Source organism: Vibrio sp. QJM3NY_26 (genome assembly GCF_057786005.1).
Window position 1 is genome coordinate 401,457 of record NZ_CM173516.1, and the last position, 18,456, is coordinate 419,912.

Here is an 18,456-nt window from a genome sequence, read left to right on the forward strand (position 1 = left end):
TAAAATCTCTTTCTCCAAACGGACTGTTTATTAATTTCACTTCGTCTTTACGCTGACGACATGTTTAACGCCTAACTCATGCTTTAGATCGCCTTAAACAAGTCTTTAAAACAAAGCATAACAGCTAGATTGGTAAAACCACATTTGTTCTAGATCAACTTTGATCTGGGTATGTGGAAATCCACAATACCCCGTGTACGGTCAAAAACTGACAATGAGCTCAACAGAAAGAATACCCATTTATAGGTACCACTATGGACTCATTGAAAAGACGGTTTCTCAGCCAATTCGGTAAAGTTTCCGCCGGTGCTGCGCTCATTCCCATTGCCGGAATCAACACCGCAGTCGCGAGCACGGCCATTCGCAATAACAACCAACCTGACCGCAAAGGCGAAATAGGTAAACGCTACGCGATGGCGATTGATTTACGTAAATGCGTTGGTTGTCAGGCATGTACTGTTGGCTGTAGCGTTGAAAACCAAGCGCCGATTGGCCAGTTCAGAACCACTGTAAAACAATATGAAGTCTCCCTTGATGATGGTTCGACAGCTCAACAAAACGTGAAATCTTTCATGTTGCCTCGCCTTTGTAATCACTGTGACAACGCACCCTGCATAAAGGTTTGCCCTGTTCAAGCGACCTTCCAACGTGAAGATGGCATCGTGATGGTCGACAACGAACGCTGCGTTGCGTGCGCTTATTGTGTTCAAGCTTGCCCTTACGATGCGCGTTTCATTAACAACGACACGCTTACCGCTGACAAATGCACCTTTTGTGCACACCGCCTTGAAGACGGCTTACTGCCCGCTTGTGTCGAAACCTGTGTTGGAGGTGCGCGTGTCATTGGTGACCTGAAAGATCCAAACAGCGAGATCAACCGCCTGCTCAATGAAAACCAAGACGACATCAAGGTGCTTAAACCAGAGCAGAATACCAACCCCCATGTTTTCTATATCGGCATGAACGAGCGATTCGTTAGCCACATTGAAGGCCAACCTGCGATTTATGATCCAGCCGCCATCGATAACTCATCCTCTAGCAAACAAGAATTGGCAATCGCGACACAAGGAGCGACAGCATGAATATCACTGAGGTGTTAGTTCCCGCTCAAGAGATCGCTTGGCTACCGTGGGCGGTTCAGTATTTCTTCTACATAGGTTCAGCTTACGCGGCGGCTATTCTGTTTTTGATTGCACTTATCTTCAAAAACTCTACCAGCCACCAATTCCGTGCTGCCCTTGTGCTTGTAATGGCCATTGGCGCGATTGTTGGACCATTAGCCCTCACTGGTGACTTACACCAACCGGGACGTGCGTGGCACTTCTACGCTCACATCACACCTTGGTCATGGATGTCATTGGGCTCTCTGTTTCTTCCTCTGTTTTCTGGTCTGGCTGTTGCGACTGCTTGGGTTTACCTGCGTGATGACATCGCACAGCTTAAAGAGAGTGAAAACCCACTTCTAAAGCGTCTGTCTTGGTTAACACTGGGCCAATGGCAGGTATCGAAAAAAGTTATGATTGCATTAGCCGCTGCAACTGCGTTATCAGGCTTAAGTATCGCGCTTTATACAGGTGCCGAGATTGCTATTTTGGCTAGTCGCCCGCTTTGGCATCAACCGGCTTCTCCGCTGCTTTGGTTCACGACCGCATTCTTTGCTGCAATAGGTTTAACCCTATTGATTTGGGCTCTGTTGCCATCCACCAAGCCAAGCTTAAAACCAACAGACCTCGATCTGGTACAAAGAACGATTACCCTAACCGGTGGCCTTGCCATCATTCTTACGTCGATTTGGGCATCTAACCATGGTCACTTCAGCCTGTATGAGAACGACGCTTGGGGCATCAATTTAGGCATCATGACCACCAGCATTTTGCTGTGCATGATCTTGGTTCTACCACTGCAACGCCTATCGCAAAGCAAGCTAGGAGTCATCTGTGTTGCGCTTGCGACCATCGTTTCAGCATGGGCGGTTCGTTGGGTCACCATGATGGAAGTTCAAACCATTCCCCATTTTGATGTAGGTCCATTCCCCTATGAACTGCCAATGGGTAGCGCTGGTTTACTTGGCATTGTTGGTATGTGTGGCCTTTGGTTAGCACTTGCGTTGTTCGCCTCTGAAATCGTGTCTACTCGAACTGTTGGGTCTACAAGAGCAACTGGCTGTGCGCCAAAGACAACATCAAAGCCTAACCAAAATACACCTTCACCACTTAACCGCTCACATAGCTTGTAGTCTGAGGAATCATCATGGATAACAAACGTCGTCAATTTTTGAAAACAGGCCTTGCTGCCGGTGGTGTTGGAGCTTTTGCTGCAGGTTATGCGACAACCACAAAACACATGGTTCACGGTGCTATCGATGGTACCGCTGGTAAAAAAACCAACCACATCCACCACGGTAATTCGCTAGAGACGGAATACAGTGTCGATGAGCAAGGTAAGATTTCGCCGAATCCAAACCAACGCGTTGCACCGTCAATGTGTTTCGGTTGCTGGACACTGTGTGGCCTGCGTGTGCGTATCGATAATCGCAATGACGAGATCTTGCGTATCTCGGGTAACCCGTATCACCCGCTATCAAGTGACCAGCAGATCCCGTTCAAAACGCCCGTAAAAGACGCCTACATTGGCTTGTCTGGTGAATCAGGTATCAATAACCGCTCGACAGCCTGCGCCCGCGGTAACGGCATGTTAGAAATTCAAAACAGCCCGTACCGAATCACTCAACCGCTCAAACGTGTTGGTAAGCGTGGTGAAGGTAAATGGGAGCCGATCAGTTACGAACAACTCATCTCTGAGATCACCGAAGGTGGTAACTTATTCGGAGAGGGCGAAGTCGAGGGCCTACGTTCGATTCGTGATATCGAAACACCGCTCGATCCGAACAACCCTGAATACGGTCCTAAAGCCAACCAGTTACTAGTGACTAATGCCGGTAATGAAGGTCGTGATGACATCTTGAAGCGCTTTGCGTTTAACAGCTACGGAACACGCAACTTTGGTCACCACGGCTCTTACTGTGGTTACGCATTCCGCGCGGGTTCTGGCGCGATCATGAATGATTTAGACAAGTTCTCGCACTTAAAACCAGACTTCAACAACGCAGAGTTCATTCTTTTCATCGGTATGTCTCCAGCTCAAGCGGGTAACCCGTTCAAGCGTCAAGCAAGACAACTGGCTGAAGCTCGTACTAATGGAAAACTGAGCTACACCATTGTGACTCCAAGCCTTCCAGCAGGATCATCAAGCCTTGCGGCGGGCGATCGTAACAACTGGCTACCGATCAAACCGGGCACTGATTCAGCATTAGTCCTGGGCATGATCCAATGGATCATCGAAAACCAGCGCTACAATCACGATTTCTTGTCTCGCCCAAGTGCACAAGCGATGCAGAAAGCAGGCACCACGCATTGGTGTAATGCTTCACACCTTGTGATCAGTGACGAAACACACCCTCAGAACGGGCGTATGCTTCGTGCATCGGATATGGGTTTACTAGAAACGGGTGAGCCACTATCTGACGATGACGGATTTATCGCACTAGATGTGACAACGTCACTACCAACATCAAATGTACAGGTCGATGAGGCGGCGTTGTTTGTCGATCAAGACGTAGAAATCGATGGTCAGACCGTTCGTGTGAAGTCTTCTCTACAAAGATTGAAGGAAGAAGCCTTCAAATATGACCTTGCTTACTACAGTGAGCAGTGTGAAATCCCGCAAGATCAAATTATTGCGCTGGCGAAACGCTTCACCAGCTACGGAACTAAAGCAGTTGTTGATACTCACGGTGGCAACATGCACACCAACGGCTTCTACAACTCGTTCTCTATTCTAATGCTGAACGCGCTGATCGGTAACATCAATGCAAAAGGCGGTGCGATGGCGAAAGCAGGTGGCTACCCAACATCGGTTGCAGGCCCACGTTACGACTTTACCAAGTTCAAAGGCAAGACTAAGCCTCAAGGGGTGTTCTTATCTCGCAGCAAATTCCCATATCACAAGACCAGCGAATACAAGCGTCGCGTTGCGGCAGGTGAATCACCTTACCCGACACGCGCGCCGTGGTACCCAATCTCAGCGCCGCTTTTAACCGAGCACTTATCAGCTGCGATTGATGGCTACCCTTACCGCGCAAAAGCGTGGATCAACCACATGGCGAATCCACTTTATGGCGTTCCGGGGTTAGATAACCTGTTGGGTGAAAAGCTTAAGGATCCAAAGCAACTGGGTTTGATCGTGTCTATCGATGCCTTCATCAATGAGACCACAGCATTATCGGATTACCTCGTGCCAGACACAGTGACCTACGAAAGCTGGGGCATGGCAACACCGTGGCATGGTGTTGCGACCAAAGCGATCACCGCTCGTTGGCCGATTGTTGAACCTAAAACCTCACGCACTCAAGATGGGCGCGCCATCAACCTAGAGAACTTCTTTATTGATGTGGCGAAAACACTTGGCTTAGGTGGCTTTGGCGATAACGTAATTAAAGACAGCCAAGGTAACTGGCACGGCATCCATAGTGCGGAAGATTTCTACTTACGCTCTGCGGCTAATCTAGCGTTCGTTAAAGGCGGAGTGCCGAATGTAGATGCCGAAGATATCGTTTGGTCTGGTCTAGAGCGCCTAGTGCCAGTGATGAACAAAACGCTTAAGCCAGAAGAGATGCTCAAAGTGGCGTATATCTTTGCGCGTGGCGGTCGTTTTGAAGACGCAACCAATGCCTACACCAATGAAACCATGAAATACAAATGGACCAAACCTTTGGCTATCTGGAATGAAAAGCTGGGGACCTCTCGCAACACCATCAGTGGCGAACAGTACATGGGTTGTCCGACATGGTATCCACAGAAGCTGGCAGACGGCACACCTTTAGCAGAGCAATTCCCGGCCAAAGAGTGGCCATTTACTCTAACCAACTTTAAATCCAACATTCACAGTGCAGTATCTAACTTGTCACCACGTTTGGAGTCGATCAAAGGCGTGAACCCGGTTTACATTCACCCGCAAGACGCCTCTTCTGCTGGCATCAAAACAGGCGATGTATTTGCCATTGAAACACCGAGTTCAACCACACATGCGTTGGCGATGGTGATTGATGGTATAAAACAGGGAACATTAGGCTTTGAACACGGCTTTGGACACAAAGAACTCGGTGAGCGTGCGCACTGGATTGGTGACACACAACAACCAGTGAAAATGAAGTCAAACGATGGCGTTAACATCAATGATATTGGCTTGATTGATCCGACGAGAGAAGGCAAAGGCGTGATGCTTGATTGGGTTGTGGGCGCAGCGGCAAGACAAGCGCTTCCGGCTAAGATCTACAAGGTCTAGCTTAAACTCAGTAAGCTCTAACTTAAGCACTTAATCAAAACACTTCTTTATCTGATTTGCAGATGAGAACACAACAGGGCAACTTCGTCATTCGAGGTTGCTCTGCTTTTTCATCCCCTAAATCTAGAAAGCACCCTATTTGGATAAAACGCCCAATCTACATACAACATCGGGGCTAGATAAAGCATCCGGTCTAGATAGAGTAATCAACCCAAAGCCATTAGGTAATCTTCATTTCACCACAACTTTTTTAGCCAGCATCCATAAAGCAGCTATGCTTATACGATCGGTGCCATAAAAGAGCCTTAACAAGCAGTTACACCGAGGCGAACATGGCAGTTCCCTTGCATTTCGTTAACGGCAGTTGGATCAGCCTATCGAAGTTCACATCAATACCATTATGGTGATTGAGGTTATTAATGTGAGACTCACCTCAAGTTCCAAGTGAATTAATGTGGAAATCCACAATAGCGCGAACAACCAATTATGTCGAAAATGCGTGCATTACAACCAATAGCGACGCCTCATGACTAAGCTGACAATTAAAACTCAAACTTTAACGCTTTGCATCGCTGCTCTAGGAAGCCTTTCTTTATCCGCTTTTGCACAAGCAGCGCCTAACCCAATGCCAGAAGCTGCAGAAACCTGTAGCGGCTGCCACCAAGCCGACGGTAAAGGCATGCCCAACATCGCCCCTATGCTTGCAGGGCTCAATGCTGATTACCTCGAACACCAACTAATCCTGTTCTCAAGTGGTGAGCGTCAAAGCGCGATCATGAAGGGAATGGCTGACGGTGTGTCTGACCCTGCCGTTCGTCGTGAAGTCGCAGAATACTTTGCATCACTGCCTTCATACGAATTCACCGATTTAGAACAGCGCGGCTCACAAGCTGATATCGATAACCCTTATCGTAAACTTGTATTCCAAGGCGATTGGGACCGAAACATCCCAGCTTGTGCAACCTGCCACGGACCAAGTGGGATGGGCGTAGAAAAATTCCCACGCCTAGCCAGTCAACACGCCGACTACATTCAAACTCAGCTCAACGCTTGGAAAAACGGCACTCGGAAGGGTGATGATTTGAACATGATGGGCAACATCGCGGGCAAGCTAACCGACGATGAGATCAAAAACCTGTCTTACTACTTCGCATCTTTCCGATACTAAAGGGCTCGCATGAAAACATTACTTTTAATTACCGCAACCCTTGTCTCTGGAATCGCTTATGCCGAAGGTGAGTTGCCCGATCGCCAAACCGAACTCCCAGCTGTTGAGAAACCACAAGATAACAAATATCTGGTGCCACGAGACTTGGTCGATATTCCTGCAGGGGAGTTTGGCGACAAAGTTAAACTGGGCTATTCACTGTTTGTCGATTCACAACAGATGCGCGGTACGTTCGTCGGCAATGAACAAAACTGTGTCAACTGCCACATGCAAGCGGGCATGAAGGCGAATGCGGCGCCTCTATGGGGAGCTTATATGGCCTACCCTGCTTACCGTAAGAAAAATGACAAGGTAAACAGCTACGCAGAACGTATCCAAGGCTGTTTTACTTATTCAATGAATGGCCTGCCACCAGCAGTGGGCTCAAAAGAGATGGTCGCGCTCACAGCTTACTCATACTGGCTAGCAATGGGCGGCATCTTGGATAAGAACGGCATGCAAGACACGCCCGTTCCTGAGATCAGCGATGCAGATTTACAAGTCGGAGGAAAAGCGGAGAGCTTCCCTCTTCCTGAAGAGCTGTTAAGCAAATACCCAATCGATGACCGCAGCAAGCTTGCAGGTCGCGGCTATCCTAAGATTGCTAACCCTGAACAAGAACCGTCGATAGCGCGTGGTGAGAAGGTTTACCAAACTAGCTGCCAAACCTGTCATGGTCAAAATGGCGAAGGCATTAAAGGGGCGGATGGTCGCTCATACCTACCACCTCTTTGGGGCGAAAACTCGTTCAACTGGGGCGCAGGTATGCACCGTGTGAACACCGCCGCGTACTTCATCTACGAAAACATGCCACTTGGAAAGAGCCAACAGCTTTCAGTTCAGGATGCATGGGATGTGGCCGCGTTTGTAAACAGTCATGAACGCCCACAAGATCCGCGATACAAGGGTGATGTTGCAGGCAATGCTAAGCGTTACCACAACCACCAAGGTTACTATGGTAAAGAAGTCGACGGTCATGTATTGGGTTCAAAAGCGTACCCAAGTGGTAAGGAAGCGATTCACGAACACTAGTCTCGAATCAAGAGACACTCTTTTCGAGAGCAAGAGACAGTTCTTTCGATAAAAAGAACCGCTCACGCCTGCTATAGCTAAGCTTTACATTGTAAATCAGTTATAGCCGGAAGAATAAAAAGGAGCCAGATCGTGTGACGATCTGGCTCCTTTTTTATGTTTGAACGATTAGAAAAAAAAACTAACCTTGCTGCATCTTTTCCCAAATGGTCGGAGAGCCAATATAGTCTTGAACCGTAGTGATGAATTCTTTAACCAGCTTGGTCTGCTTACGGTGCGGGTAAACGGCATAAATAGCCGTATCAGCAGTAGAGATTGGATAGTCTGGAAGTAAAGTGACCAAGCCAAGTTCTTTCATTGATGCGTATAGATTTGACTGGTCGAGGAAGCCGTACCCTAGGCCATCTCTTACGCAAGAGACCATGGTGCGAACATCACTCACTTTATAGTTGCCACGAATCGTTAGGCTTTGGAAAGTATTTCCTCCTGGCTCTTCGCTGATACGTAAATGATCAACCGTCATATCGCCATTGGTATAAATTACAGCAGGTAACGCGAGCAAATCTTGTGGCGTCTTCGGTTCACCATGCTGCTTCACAAAGTCGTTCGAGGCAACCAACATAAAGTTACTGTCGGCAATCTTCTTGGCAATCAAATTCGATTCAACGAGCTTACTGAAGCGAAACGCGATATCGAACTGTCCTGCAATGATATTGGCGATCTTGTCGTCCAATGACAGCACAATCTGTACATCCGGGTACTTTCTCATGAACTGAGTGATGATAGGTTGCAAGTATTGCTGACCAAAATAGATCGGCGAAGTAATTCGCAGAACGCCTTTAGGCTCGGACTGGTATGAATCTGCAATGCCTTGAATCTGATTGATAGTATCTTTCAGCACATAGGTTTGCGCGAGAATATCTTCCCCTGCCGACGTCAACGAGAACGAACGCGTAGAACGGTTGAGAAGCTGAACACCTAGGTCTTGCTCAAGCTTTTTTATTTGTTTAGAGAGTGATGAGTTGTCCATATCATGCAAGGTTGCCGCTTTGGTAAACGATCCTTGTTGAACCACATCTAAGAACAATAACAGCTGATTCGTATTTGGCACTGCGCCTCTCCTGAAATAAAACTCGACTAACGTTCGTCTTTAGGGGTGTCCATCACAACCATAGTCGTAATAGATTGCACCTGAGCACATTCCCCAAGCACATCGGCATGAAACTTCTTATAGCCCGGTAGATCTTTGGTTTCTACCCTTAGCAAGTACTCGTTGGCACCAGTAATGTTGTGGCACTCCACCACCTCTTTTTCCATACTGACATGCTGTTCAAACTCTAGCTGAGCCGCTTTGCTGTGGCTCGATAAACCAATCGAAACGTAAGCAATAAAGCCCACGCCCATCAGGCCATTATCCAGAACAGCTCGGTAACCTTGAATGATCCCTTTACGCTCGAGATCTTGTACTCGCCTTAAGGTCGCTGAAGCAGACAAACCAATTCGTTCTGAAAGCTCAATGTTGGAGATTCTGCCGTCCAACTTAAGCTCTTGCAATATCCTTTCGTCAAATCTATCCATAGGTACTTATTATTGTGCATTTAGTGATAATAAGTGAAATAAAAGCACATAATTGCCTCACTTTCCACCTACTATGCTTCTCAACACGTGAAAGTCATGACCGGTCAGTCACTTCGTTCATTTTATTGTAGGAGAACCATTATGCCTTTAGAACAACTTAGCGCACTTGCCTTGTTTGCATTTGTCTCGACATTCACGCCGGGGCCAAACAACATCATGCTCATGACATCAGGTGCCAATGTTGGCTTTGCCCGTACTATTCCGCACATGCTTGGGATAGCTCTGGGATTTGCAGCCATGTTGTTGTTGGTTGGCTTCGGCTTAATGGGCATTTTCAACGCTTACCCTGTCTCTCACCAAATATTGAAGTACCTAAGCCTGACTTACCTTGTGTACCTAGCAATTAAGATAGCATTGAGCGGCAAAGCCAAAAGTACCGAGGCTTATAAACCGATGACCTTCATTGGCGCGGCAAGTTTTCAGTGGGTAAACCCTAAAGGTTGGTCAATGGCTCTGACTGCGATTTCAGTTTATAGCAGTGGCAGTTCATGGTGGGAACTTGCGATCATCGCAGCGATCTTCACGCTAGCCAACTTGCCATCAGTGACATTCTGGACGGCAGCAGGCAAACAGCTACAGCACTGGCTAACAACGCCAGTACGCATCAAAAGCTTTAACTACGGTATGGCGGGCTTGCTGTTAGCATCAACGATTCCAATGCTCTAATTTCTAGTTATTGATTCATCTAGCTTCTAGGTTCTAAATTCTAAATTCTAGCCATGGAGTCAAAACGTTATCTGGATATCTAACGCTTTCACACAGCTGAAAATTCAGTTCACTTAAATGCTTAACTGCTCAATAACTCAGTTAACCAATAACTCAGTTAACCAATAACTTAGTTAGCAAATGGTTTAGTTAGCCAATAAGTTGGCAAGGATAGGCTGTAACACGGCTTGTCCTTGCGCCGTCAAAGCCCACGCAAAACCACAAATATTCCCAAGAATCGACATCCATAGGATGGCTTTAAATGGCTGTTTCTGAGTTTTATGACGTAACTTCGCTTGCGCCAGTAACGCCCCAGGCCAACCTCCCAATAAAGAAAACAGGTGTAACGTACTTTCCTTGGTTCGCCACTGACCTTTTATTGCCGCTCGCTTATCTTTCGCGTAAAGCGCAAAGGTCAAAAGGCTCATCACAATGTAGGCAATAAGAATCGGTACATAAGACGCAACAAACAACATGCTCACTGCAACAATAGCTAGGTATACAAAACTGAGAATAATTGAGATAGACAAAAATGAACCCTTAAATTTACTCGGTATATATTTGATTTATATATCACTTATCGAAGTATGGATCTGACATGCTTAGCTTAGCGACTCAAACCGTCAAATAAAACCCAACTACGCCCTTAAATCTTTAATAAAGGAGGAGTAAGCTTTTTTACAAATACGTTAGCCTAAATGCCTTATCCATCCCTACATAACATGATGGAATATAAAGGAATTATAACAATGAATAATAAAAAACATGCTATCTATCAAGTTTTTACACGTTTGTTTGGCAACAAAAATACCACTAATACTCCATGGGGCACGATGGAAGAAAATGGGGTAGGAAAATTCAGTGATTTCACGCATCACGCTCTGGCTGAAATAAAAGACCTTGGCATTACTCATATTTGGTATACCGGCGTTCCGCATCATGCTGTCATCAAGGATTACACCCATATCGGTATTACCAATGATCACCCAAGTGTCGTCAAAGGGCGTGCTGGCTCTCCTTATGCAGTCAAAGATTACTACTCAGTAAACCCTGATTTGGCTAATGACCCTGCATCACGCCTTGAAGAGTTCGAAGCGCTAATACAAAGAAGCCATGAAAACGGCTTAAAAGTCATTATAGACATCGTACCCAATCATGTTGCGCGCCAATACAAAGGGGAAAACAACCTGCTTGGTATCAAAGATTTCGGTAGCCAAGACAATACCAGCGTAGAGTACCACCGCGATAATAACTTCTATTACATTCCTGATGCTGCGTTTGAATTGCCAGACATCATCTCCGAATTCCTGCCTCTTGGTGGAGAAGATCATCCAAGCCTAGCGACTCCATTTATTGAAAACCCAGCCAAATGGACAGGTAATGGATCTCGCCTTTCCAAGCCAAATTTCGACGATTGGTACGAAACCGTTAAAGTGAACTATGGTATTAAGCCCGATGGCACCAAAGATTTCCCGGAATTACCTCGTGACTTTGAACACCGCGATTACATGGATCATTATCACTTTTGGCTTGAATTTGAAGTCCCTGACTCTTGGGTTAAATTCCGAGACATAGCCCTATACTGGCTATCTAAAGGCGTGGATGGTTTCCGCTATGATATGGCAGAAATGGTGCCCGTTGAATTTTGGAGCTACCTCAACTCATCGATCAAAATGAATAATGCAGAAGCGTTTTTAATGGCCGAAGTATATCAGCCTCACCTTTACCGAGATTACATCAAGCTCGGAAAAATGGATTACTTATACGATAAGGTCGATCTGTATGATGGTTTGAAGGCGATTATGCAAGGCAAAGCATCAACCGCAATCATTCCGGAGATTCAGCATCAGCTGCAAGACATTGAACACCATATGATGCACTTCCTTGATAACCATGATGAGCAAAGAATTGCTTCACCAGAGTTTGTAGGTAATGCCAATATTGCTAAGCCTGCAATGCTAGTCAGCGCTTTATTGAGTAGCTCACCAACTATGTTGTATTTTGGTCAAGAAGTCGGTGAATCAGGGGCTGAAAATGCAGGGTTTGGGCAACCTTCACGCACTTCTATCTTTGATTACATTGGCGTACCTCAGCACCAAAAGTGGATGAATGACGGGAAGTTTGACGGCGGGCAACTCAATGACGATGAAAAGCAACTTCGTGCCTTCTACAAAAAAGTGATGAATTTCACCCTAGAACATTCATCCATGACAGGTGCTTATGTCGACTTACATCAATCCAATCATTTAAACGATTCATGCTACGCGTTTATCCGCCATGACCAGAATGAACTGGTGATTGCTGCGGCGAATTTCCATCAACTGAACTCCGAGTTCATTGATCTCATCATTCCGCAAAATGTCCTTCAAGATATTGATTTAAAAGAAGGAATATATGGTATGAACGAATGTATTGGTAACCATTCAACGGCTACATTAAAAGTGAACAACCACGGGGAAGGTTTCATCAGTTTACAATTAGAGCCACTAGCAACCTCCGCATTAGTTTTGACTCTACCACTTTAATGAAGCAAATTTAGTCCATGAAAAACGAGCTTAAAGAGCAAATCTAATACTGATTTTCGCACTAAGTACCCCCAATAAAGGGTGAATGATTCACCCTTTATTTTCGATAAAAAATAAGATCGCTCTATATCGGCATTAAGCTCACACTTCTGAGGAGTAGAGCTCATCCTCACCTCCTACTCCCATGCACTACGCCTTTACCTCATGAATAGTTAATTTGTGAGCGATTGATCAAACGTAATATTCATTTTAGTTATACAAAGCGTGACGACCTCACTGTATTTTCTAAATTTCCCTATCAAAAATAACTTTGGATATATCGCTCACACACCGTTCGACCTATTAAACACTACGATATTCAACTGAAATAAAAACAATATGGATATCAAACGTGAATACAAAAACCTTTAAGCTATCGACCTTATCCAAGGCTATGCTGCCAATTCTAACGGCAACAGTGATTGCGGGCTGTAATGATGATGACTCATCAAATTATACCGCTCCTACACCATCAACCTCTGTGCCCGCTGAAGTGGAACTTGCACCGAATGTAGCTCTCCCTTCTGCTGCTGCAACACCAGCAGCCACCGAAATTTCGGTTAGCTACATTGCAGATACGACATCCATAGTTTCTCGCATGGCAAATGCCACCACCGATTTTAGCCAATGGGTATTGGAGTGTGGTGATAAATCGTTTACCGCGACATCGTCTGATAATTTTGGTCCGACTTGGTTAGTTACCGCAACAGAAGCACAAGGCGCGTGCAGTATTTCAGATGGTACAACTCAACAAGCAGCCGTGACGCTAGACAGCAGTGATGCTGGTAAGTCATTTGGTGTGACTCATACTGGCGACAAAGTTGAAGGTTCTCGTCAAGACACCATGATGATGGCTCACGGGCTTGATCAAACCGGTACTGACGTAAAATTACCAGAAGTAGCAGCTCCTGGTGAATTGCCAGCTCCACCGTCTGGTCACTTTGCATTGCACCTATACGATGCACTAGGTGATTACAAAGAAGAAGGTGCAGAGAAAAACGGCTACGCAAACTTAAACCTGCATATCTGGAATAACGCAAATTGTGCCGCAGCAGGTGAAGACTACCTAAATGGTGGATGGGACGACGTAAGCGTAACACCAGATGCCTCTGATGAGTTTGGTCCCGTTTGGTATGTACCGGTTACTGATGATGCCACTCAATGTTTCAACGTAATTTTCCGTAATGCCAACAAAGATAAGCTTATTGGTAACGACCTTGTGATTGATATTTCAGGTCAAGCAGATAACCCAGGCGTCACTTATATTCCTGGCAGCGGAACGTCTTACCCAACCCGAGATGATGCATTTGCAGTAGGCGGTCCATCTTCAGAATTCACTATTGATACCGTTGGGGCAATTTTACTTGATGACAACACCATGGTGTGGCGTGCAGGCAGCGGTGCTGACCTTGTGCAAATCATGTTCAGCTCAAACGGCAAGTACGATGTATCAGAAAACGGTGTCGTCACCGGTGCCTCAATCAAGCTTACTGGTGCAACACTAACAGAAGCGCAAAAAGCACAATTCCCACACCTTGCTGACTACCCAGCATTTGAGGTGCCAGATCTTCCAACGGATCTGTCATTGGCTTCTTTGATGAAAGGCAGCTTAATTGCGATTGCTTCTTCAAACGGTGCTGCGAATGAACCATCAGAGCTGCGTTCTTCTACTGCGATTCAGTTTGCTGGCGCAATTGATGCTATTTTTGCTGAAGATGCAGCAGACCTAGAATACGGTCCAATTTATGGTGATGACGGGGTGACCTTCCGCCTTTGGGCTCCAACAGCTTCTGAAGTTGAATTGGTGGTTTACAACAGCGACAAGTCTGAAGCTTCACGTCACGCAATGACTGAAGATACTGCTTCTGGTAGCTGGAGCGTTGAACTAGAAACTGACGCGGTAGACAACAAATTCTACCGTTACGCAATGAAAGTGTTCCAACCAAGAGAGCAAAAAGGTTACGGCTACGAAGTAACTGACCCGTACTCAGTGAGCCTTTCAACAAACTCTCTATACAGCCAAGCCATCGATTTAGATTCAGATGATTTGAAACCTGCTGGTTGGGACGGTCTAGACGCACCCCACTCTCAAAATCCTGAAAATGGTGATTTGTCTAACATGGTGATTTACGAATCTCATGTCCGTGACTTCTCGGCTCAAGATGCAAGTACAGACAACAAAGGTAAGTACCTCGCCTTCACCGAGCAAAATTCGGTTCCAGTAAACCACCTAAAAGAGCTAAGTGATGCGGGTATGACTCACCTGCACTTAATGCCTGTGTTTGATATCGCGACGATCAACGAAGACCCTGATCAAGTTGCTAATATCAACGAACCATTTAGCAAACTATGCTCACTGAATGCGTCTGTTGAAAAAGATGACCGATTCAGTGGCTACTGTACAAGTGGTGGCACTATTGCTGACGCATTTGAAGAGCTAAAAGCAAGCGATTCAAAAGAGAACCCAGTGGTTGAAGGGCTTAACGAATACGTCCGTTCAGTCGACTCATACAACTGGGGCTATGACCCATTCCATTACACGGTTCCTGAAGGTTCATACTCTAGCGATGCAGAAGGTACCGCGCGTATCCTAGAATTCCGTGAAATGGTGAAGTCAGTTAAAGAAGACATCGGCATGAACGTCGTTGTGGATGTGGTGTACAACCATACCAACGCTTCAGGCATGAACGACAAGTCGGTACTGGATAAAGTGGTTCCTCTTTATTACCAACGCTTAGTACCAGATACAGGCCTAGTAGAAACATCAACCTGTTGTGAAAACACAGCACCTGAAAATGCCATGTTTGCCAAGCTGATTGATGACTCTATCCAAACTTGGGTTGAAGCTTACAAAATTGATGCTTTCCGTTGGGACTTAATGGGTCACCACCCACTTTCACAAATGGAGCAAACTTTAGCGGCAGCTCGTGAAGTCAACTCTGAAGTTTACTTCTACGGTGAAGGCTGGAACTTTGGTGAAGTTGAGAACAACAAACGTTTTGTACAAGCAACTCAACCGAATCTTGGCGGCACTGGTATTGGTTCATTCTCAGACAGATTGAGAGATGCAGTACGTGGCGGTAGCCCATTTGATGAAGCTAACGGCATCCGTGAAACTCAAGGTTTTGCTACTGGTGCAGCAGTATTACCTAATGAGTTAAGCCGAGATGCAGAAGGCAATGTGTCTGATGCAGAATTAGCTCGCGCACTTCACCAAACTGACTTAACTCGCTTAGGTATGGCTGGCAACTTGAAGAAATTCAAGATGGTCGATTACGAAGGGACCACTCAATTAGGTTCAAGCATTGACTATAACGGTCAGCAAGCAGGTTACGCAGAACAGCCTTGGGAAGTTCAAAACTACGTTTCTAAGCACGATAACCAAACGTTCTGGGACATCAACATGTACAAAGTGCCTTCAGAGGCATCAGTTGAAGTACGCGTTCAAATGCAGTCTGTTGGTATGGCGACCGTTCTACTGGGTCAAGCAATGCCGTTCAACCATATGGGTGGTGAACTGCTACGTTCTAAATCAATGCAGCGTGACTCTTACGACTACGGTGATTGGTACAACCTTGTCGACTTTACTCTTGCAGACAACAACTGGAACAAAGGTTTACCTGCAAAAGATAAAGACTTCGCTAACTATGATTTGATCAGCCAAGTAACGGCCGACGTTAACGCGCACCCACAAGCTAAAGACTTGGAATTGATGTACTCAAATTACAAAGAAATGCTACGCATCCGTAGTGCTTCTGATTTGATGACACTGCCAAGTGCTGAAGAAATCATGAAACGTGTCGACTTCCGTAATTCAGGCAAAGGTCAAACACCTGGTTTGATTGTGATGACTATTGATAACGGTTCAACACAAACGACTGACCTAGATTCTAGTCTTGATTCAATCGTAGTGGTTATTAACGCATCACCAGAAACTCAAGTAGTGGGTGACTTCGTTGACCATGAGAGCAATGCTATCGAACTGGCTGGATTTGCATTAAGCGAAGAACATGTGGATGGCGGCGTAGCCGGTGCTTCACAATTTGCTGAAGGTAAATTCTCGGTTCCAGCTTGGTCTAGCGCAGTGTTTGTACAAGCTCGTAATGGCGAACGTGGGCTAGGTTTACCAGTGAGTGAAAAACTTGATGATTTACCTCCATTTGGTAACACCAAGATCTACATTGCTGGTGACTTCCCTGCTGCATCTTGGGATCCATCAACTATCGAAGTACCTTACGCTAATGGCGGTTTGTATACAGTTCAACTAGGTCTTGCTAAAGATACTGGCTACAAATTTACTAAAGGCTCATGGGATACAGAAATTAGCTGTGGTGGTGATAACTGCCCAAGTAACTTCTCTGAAATGGGTATGTACGAGTTTACACTTGATGCAACCAATGCTGAGACACCAGTTGTGGTTGATGCAGTATTAAGTGAAAGCTATGTAGGCAAAACTTGGTTCATTCCAGGTACTATCTCTGGAGATTGGGCACACGGTGATGCACAGAAAATGACGTCAGATGCTGATAAGCCTGAAATGATTTCATTTACAACAGCGGAGCTGACTGCCGGTGAAACTACTCAGTTTAAAATGACTTGTGGTAACTGGGGCGAATGTGAACATGCCTTTAATGATGTTGTTCAGGGTTCTGAATCTCTAGAGATTACTGACTCAAGCGGCAATATTGCTTTCACTCCTGCAACAGCGGGTAGCTACCAAGTGGCATTCAACATACTAAACAAAGAGCTAACAATTACGGCTAAGTAACTTTAGTCAATGTAATATGAAAGCGTAATGTTGGGCTGCTCTAAAACAGCACCAACTAAAAGCAAGCGCCAACCTACATAAGGTTGGCGCTTTTTCGTTTCTAGACCTTTGTTTTCTAGTGCATTAATTTCTAGTGCATGAGTTTCTAGAAACGTAGCTTCAATAGCCTTAAGCAAGTCGCTATATACAAATCAGTTTTTGGTTCAGCTTGAAGCTAGGTTTGACATAGCTTGTATCTTGATTTGGCATAGCTTAGAAGCCGCCTTACATAACTGCTTTAAATTGATTCCTGCAAAATCTGCACAAATCGTTGTATCTTTTGGTCATCAATACCTTGCTTGGTATAGATCCCGACATTACCTAACCTTTCTTCATTCACCAGTAAGGTTTCAATCTCTCGCTCTTTCATCCAAGCGCACATTTTCTGACTATATGGCATCACCGCATCGGTCATTTTCAACATATCAATGCTGGCGAAAAGTGAATCTACATCATACACATCACGCCCAACCAATTGGCTTTCCATTGCATCTTCTTGGGAATTAACATGATCAGAGAGAACCGAATTGTGCCTTGAATGCTCAGGCGTCACTCGTAATAACGGGTACTGTTCTTGACTCTTCAATTGATCACTAATACCCAATTTTTTCTTAGTCAGCAGCGGGTGATCTTTTCGAACAAAAATGGCTTCTTTATCTTGAAACAAAGGGTGAAATGTCACTTTACAGCGTTCATGTAAACCTGTGACTTCATGCCCCACAAACAAATCGATATCACCTTGAACAAGGTGGTGCATCAAAGACAAGTTATTTCCAAATTCCAAATGCAATGAGCAAGCGGGCTCTATTAGTTTGTATTCTTTAACAGAGTGGCAAACAAATTGTTCCCACCAAGCTTCCCCGGTTCCGAGCTTCAATTTACCTAATTGTCGCTGCTGCATATCAGTAAAGCGGTGCATCAACGACAGATGCTTTTCTTGCTGTTCTTGTGCAAACTCCCGAAACAACACCCCGTACTCGGTAAGCTCAACGCCTTTTGACTTGCGAGTAAAAATAGCCACACCAACATCACTCTCTAATTTTTTGATCGCAGCGGTCAAGGAGGGTTGGCTAATATTCAGCTTTTCTGCTGCACCTTTAATGCTGCCTGTATGCGCAACCATCAGAAAGTATCGGTATAGCTTGTTCATAGGATTCTCT

General features: G+C 45.5%; 12 protein-coding genes. 8 read left to right on the plus strand and 4 right to left on the minus strand.

Annotated elements, in window-relative coordinates; genetic code table 11:
* Positions 1-254 precede the first annotated feature (254 nt).
* The 5 genes from dsrO (at position 255) to AC3CH4_RS17195 (ending at position 7,582) form a co-directional block, all read left to right on the plus strand.
* Positions 255-1,082 carry a sulfate reduction electron transfer complex DsrMKJOP subunit DsrO gene (gene dsrO / locus AC3CH4_RS17175; RefSeq protein WP_488544115.1) on the plus strand — a complete coding sequence of 276 codons (828 nt, stop codon included), beginning with the start codon at positions 255-257 and terminating at the stop codon, positions 1,080-1,082.
* Positions 1,079-2,236: an NrfD/PsrC family molybdoenzyme membrane anchor subunit gene (gene nrfD / locus AC3CH4_RS17180; RefSeq protein WP_488544116.1), complete on the plus strand. Its 1,158-nt coding sequence runs from the start codon at positions 1,079-1,081 to the stop codon at positions 2,234-2,236. Before dsrO ends, nrfD begins: the two co-directional genes overlap by 4 nt.
* A 14-nt stretch (positions 2,237-2,250) precedes the next feature.
* Positions 2,251-5,343, plus strand: a complete 3,093-nt coding sequence (locus AC3CH4_RS17185; protein ID WP_488544117.1) for a molybdopterin-dependent oxidoreductase — start codon at positions 2,251-2,253, stop codon at positions 5,341-5,343.
* A gap of 526 nt (positions 5,344-5,869) precedes the next feature.
* Positions 5,870-6,511 carry a c-type cytochrome gene (locus tag AC3CH4_RS17190; RefSeq protein WP_488526040.1) on the plus strand — a complete coding sequence of 214 codons (642 nt, stop codon included), beginning with the start codon at positions 5,870-5,872 and terminating at the stop codon, positions 6,509-6,511.
* A 9-nt stretch (positions 6,512-6,520) separates the two neighbouring features.
* Entirely contained in the window at positions 6,521-7,582 is a 1,062-nt protein-coding gene (locus tag AC3CH4_RS17195; protein ID WP_488544118.1) for a c-type cytochrome, read from the plus strand.
* A gap of 181 nt (positions 7,583-7,763) precedes the next feature.
* Here AC3CH4_RS17195 and AC3CH4_RS17200 read toward each other — a convergent pair whose 3' ends face one another.
* Both AC3CH4_RS17200 and AC3CH4_RS17205 read right to left on the minus strand, forming a co-directional pair.
* A complete protein-coding gene (locus AC3CH4_RS17200; RefSeq protein ID WP_146454990.1) occupies positions 7,764-8,693 on the minus strand; it encodes a LysR family transcriptional regulator in 930 nt (309 codons plus the stop codon).
* A gap of 26 nt (positions 8,694-8,719) precedes the next feature.
* On the minus strand, positions 8,720-9,160 hold the full coding sequence (locus AC3CH4_RS17205; RefSeq protein ID WP_009845852.1) for an Lrp/AsnC family transcriptional regulator: 441 nt from the start codon (positions 9,158-9,160) through the stop codon (positions 8,720-8,722).
* A 141-nt stretch (positions 9,161-9,301) separates the two neighbouring features.
* On the opposite strand from AC3CH4_RS17205, the gene AC3CH4_RS17210 reads away from it, so the two are divergent.
* Positions 9,302-9,886: a LysE family translocator gene (locus AC3CH4_RS17210; protein ID WP_010431665.1), complete on the plus strand. Its 585-nt coding sequence runs from the start codon at positions 9,302-9,304 to the stop codon at positions 9,884-9,886.
* 185 nt (positions 9,887-10,071) lie between these two features.
* Here AC3CH4_RS17210 and AC3CH4_RS17215 read toward each other — a convergent pair whose 3' ends face one another.
* Positions 10,072-10,401, minus strand: coding sequence for a DUF1294 domain-containing protein (locus tag AC3CH4_RS17215; RefSeq protein ID WP_102307705.1), 330 nt, complete (start codon positions 10,399-10,401; stop codon positions 10,072-10,074).
* A gap of 273 nt (positions 10,402-10,674) precedes the next feature.
* On the opposite strand from AC3CH4_RS17215, the gene AC3CH4_RS17220 reads away from it, so the two are divergent.
* Positions 10,675-12,450 carry an alpha-amylase family glycosyl hydrolase gene (locus tag AC3CH4_RS17220; protein ID WP_428782974.1) on the plus strand — a complete coding sequence of 592 codons (1,776 nt, stop codon included), beginning with the start codon at positions 10,675-10,677 and terminating at the stop codon, positions 12,448-12,450.
* Between the two features lie 391 nt (positions 12,451-12,841).
* Positions 12,842-17,257: a pullulanase-type alpha-1,6-glucosidase gene (gene pulA, locus AC3CH4_RS17225; RefSeq protein WP_488544119.1), complete on the plus strand. Its 4,416-nt coding sequence runs from the start codon at positions 12,842-12,844 to the stop codon at positions 17,255-17,257.
* A gap of 277 nt (positions 17,258-17,534) precedes the next feature.
* Here pulA and AC3CH4_RS17230 read toward each other — a convergent pair whose 3' ends face one another.
* Positions 17,535-18,446, minus strand: a complete 912-nt coding sequence (locus AC3CH4_RS17230) for a LysR family transcriptional regulator (protein ID WP_145562510.1) — start codon at positions 18,444-18,446, stop codon at positions 17,535-17,537.
* Positions 18,447-18,456: the final 10 nt, after the last annotated feature.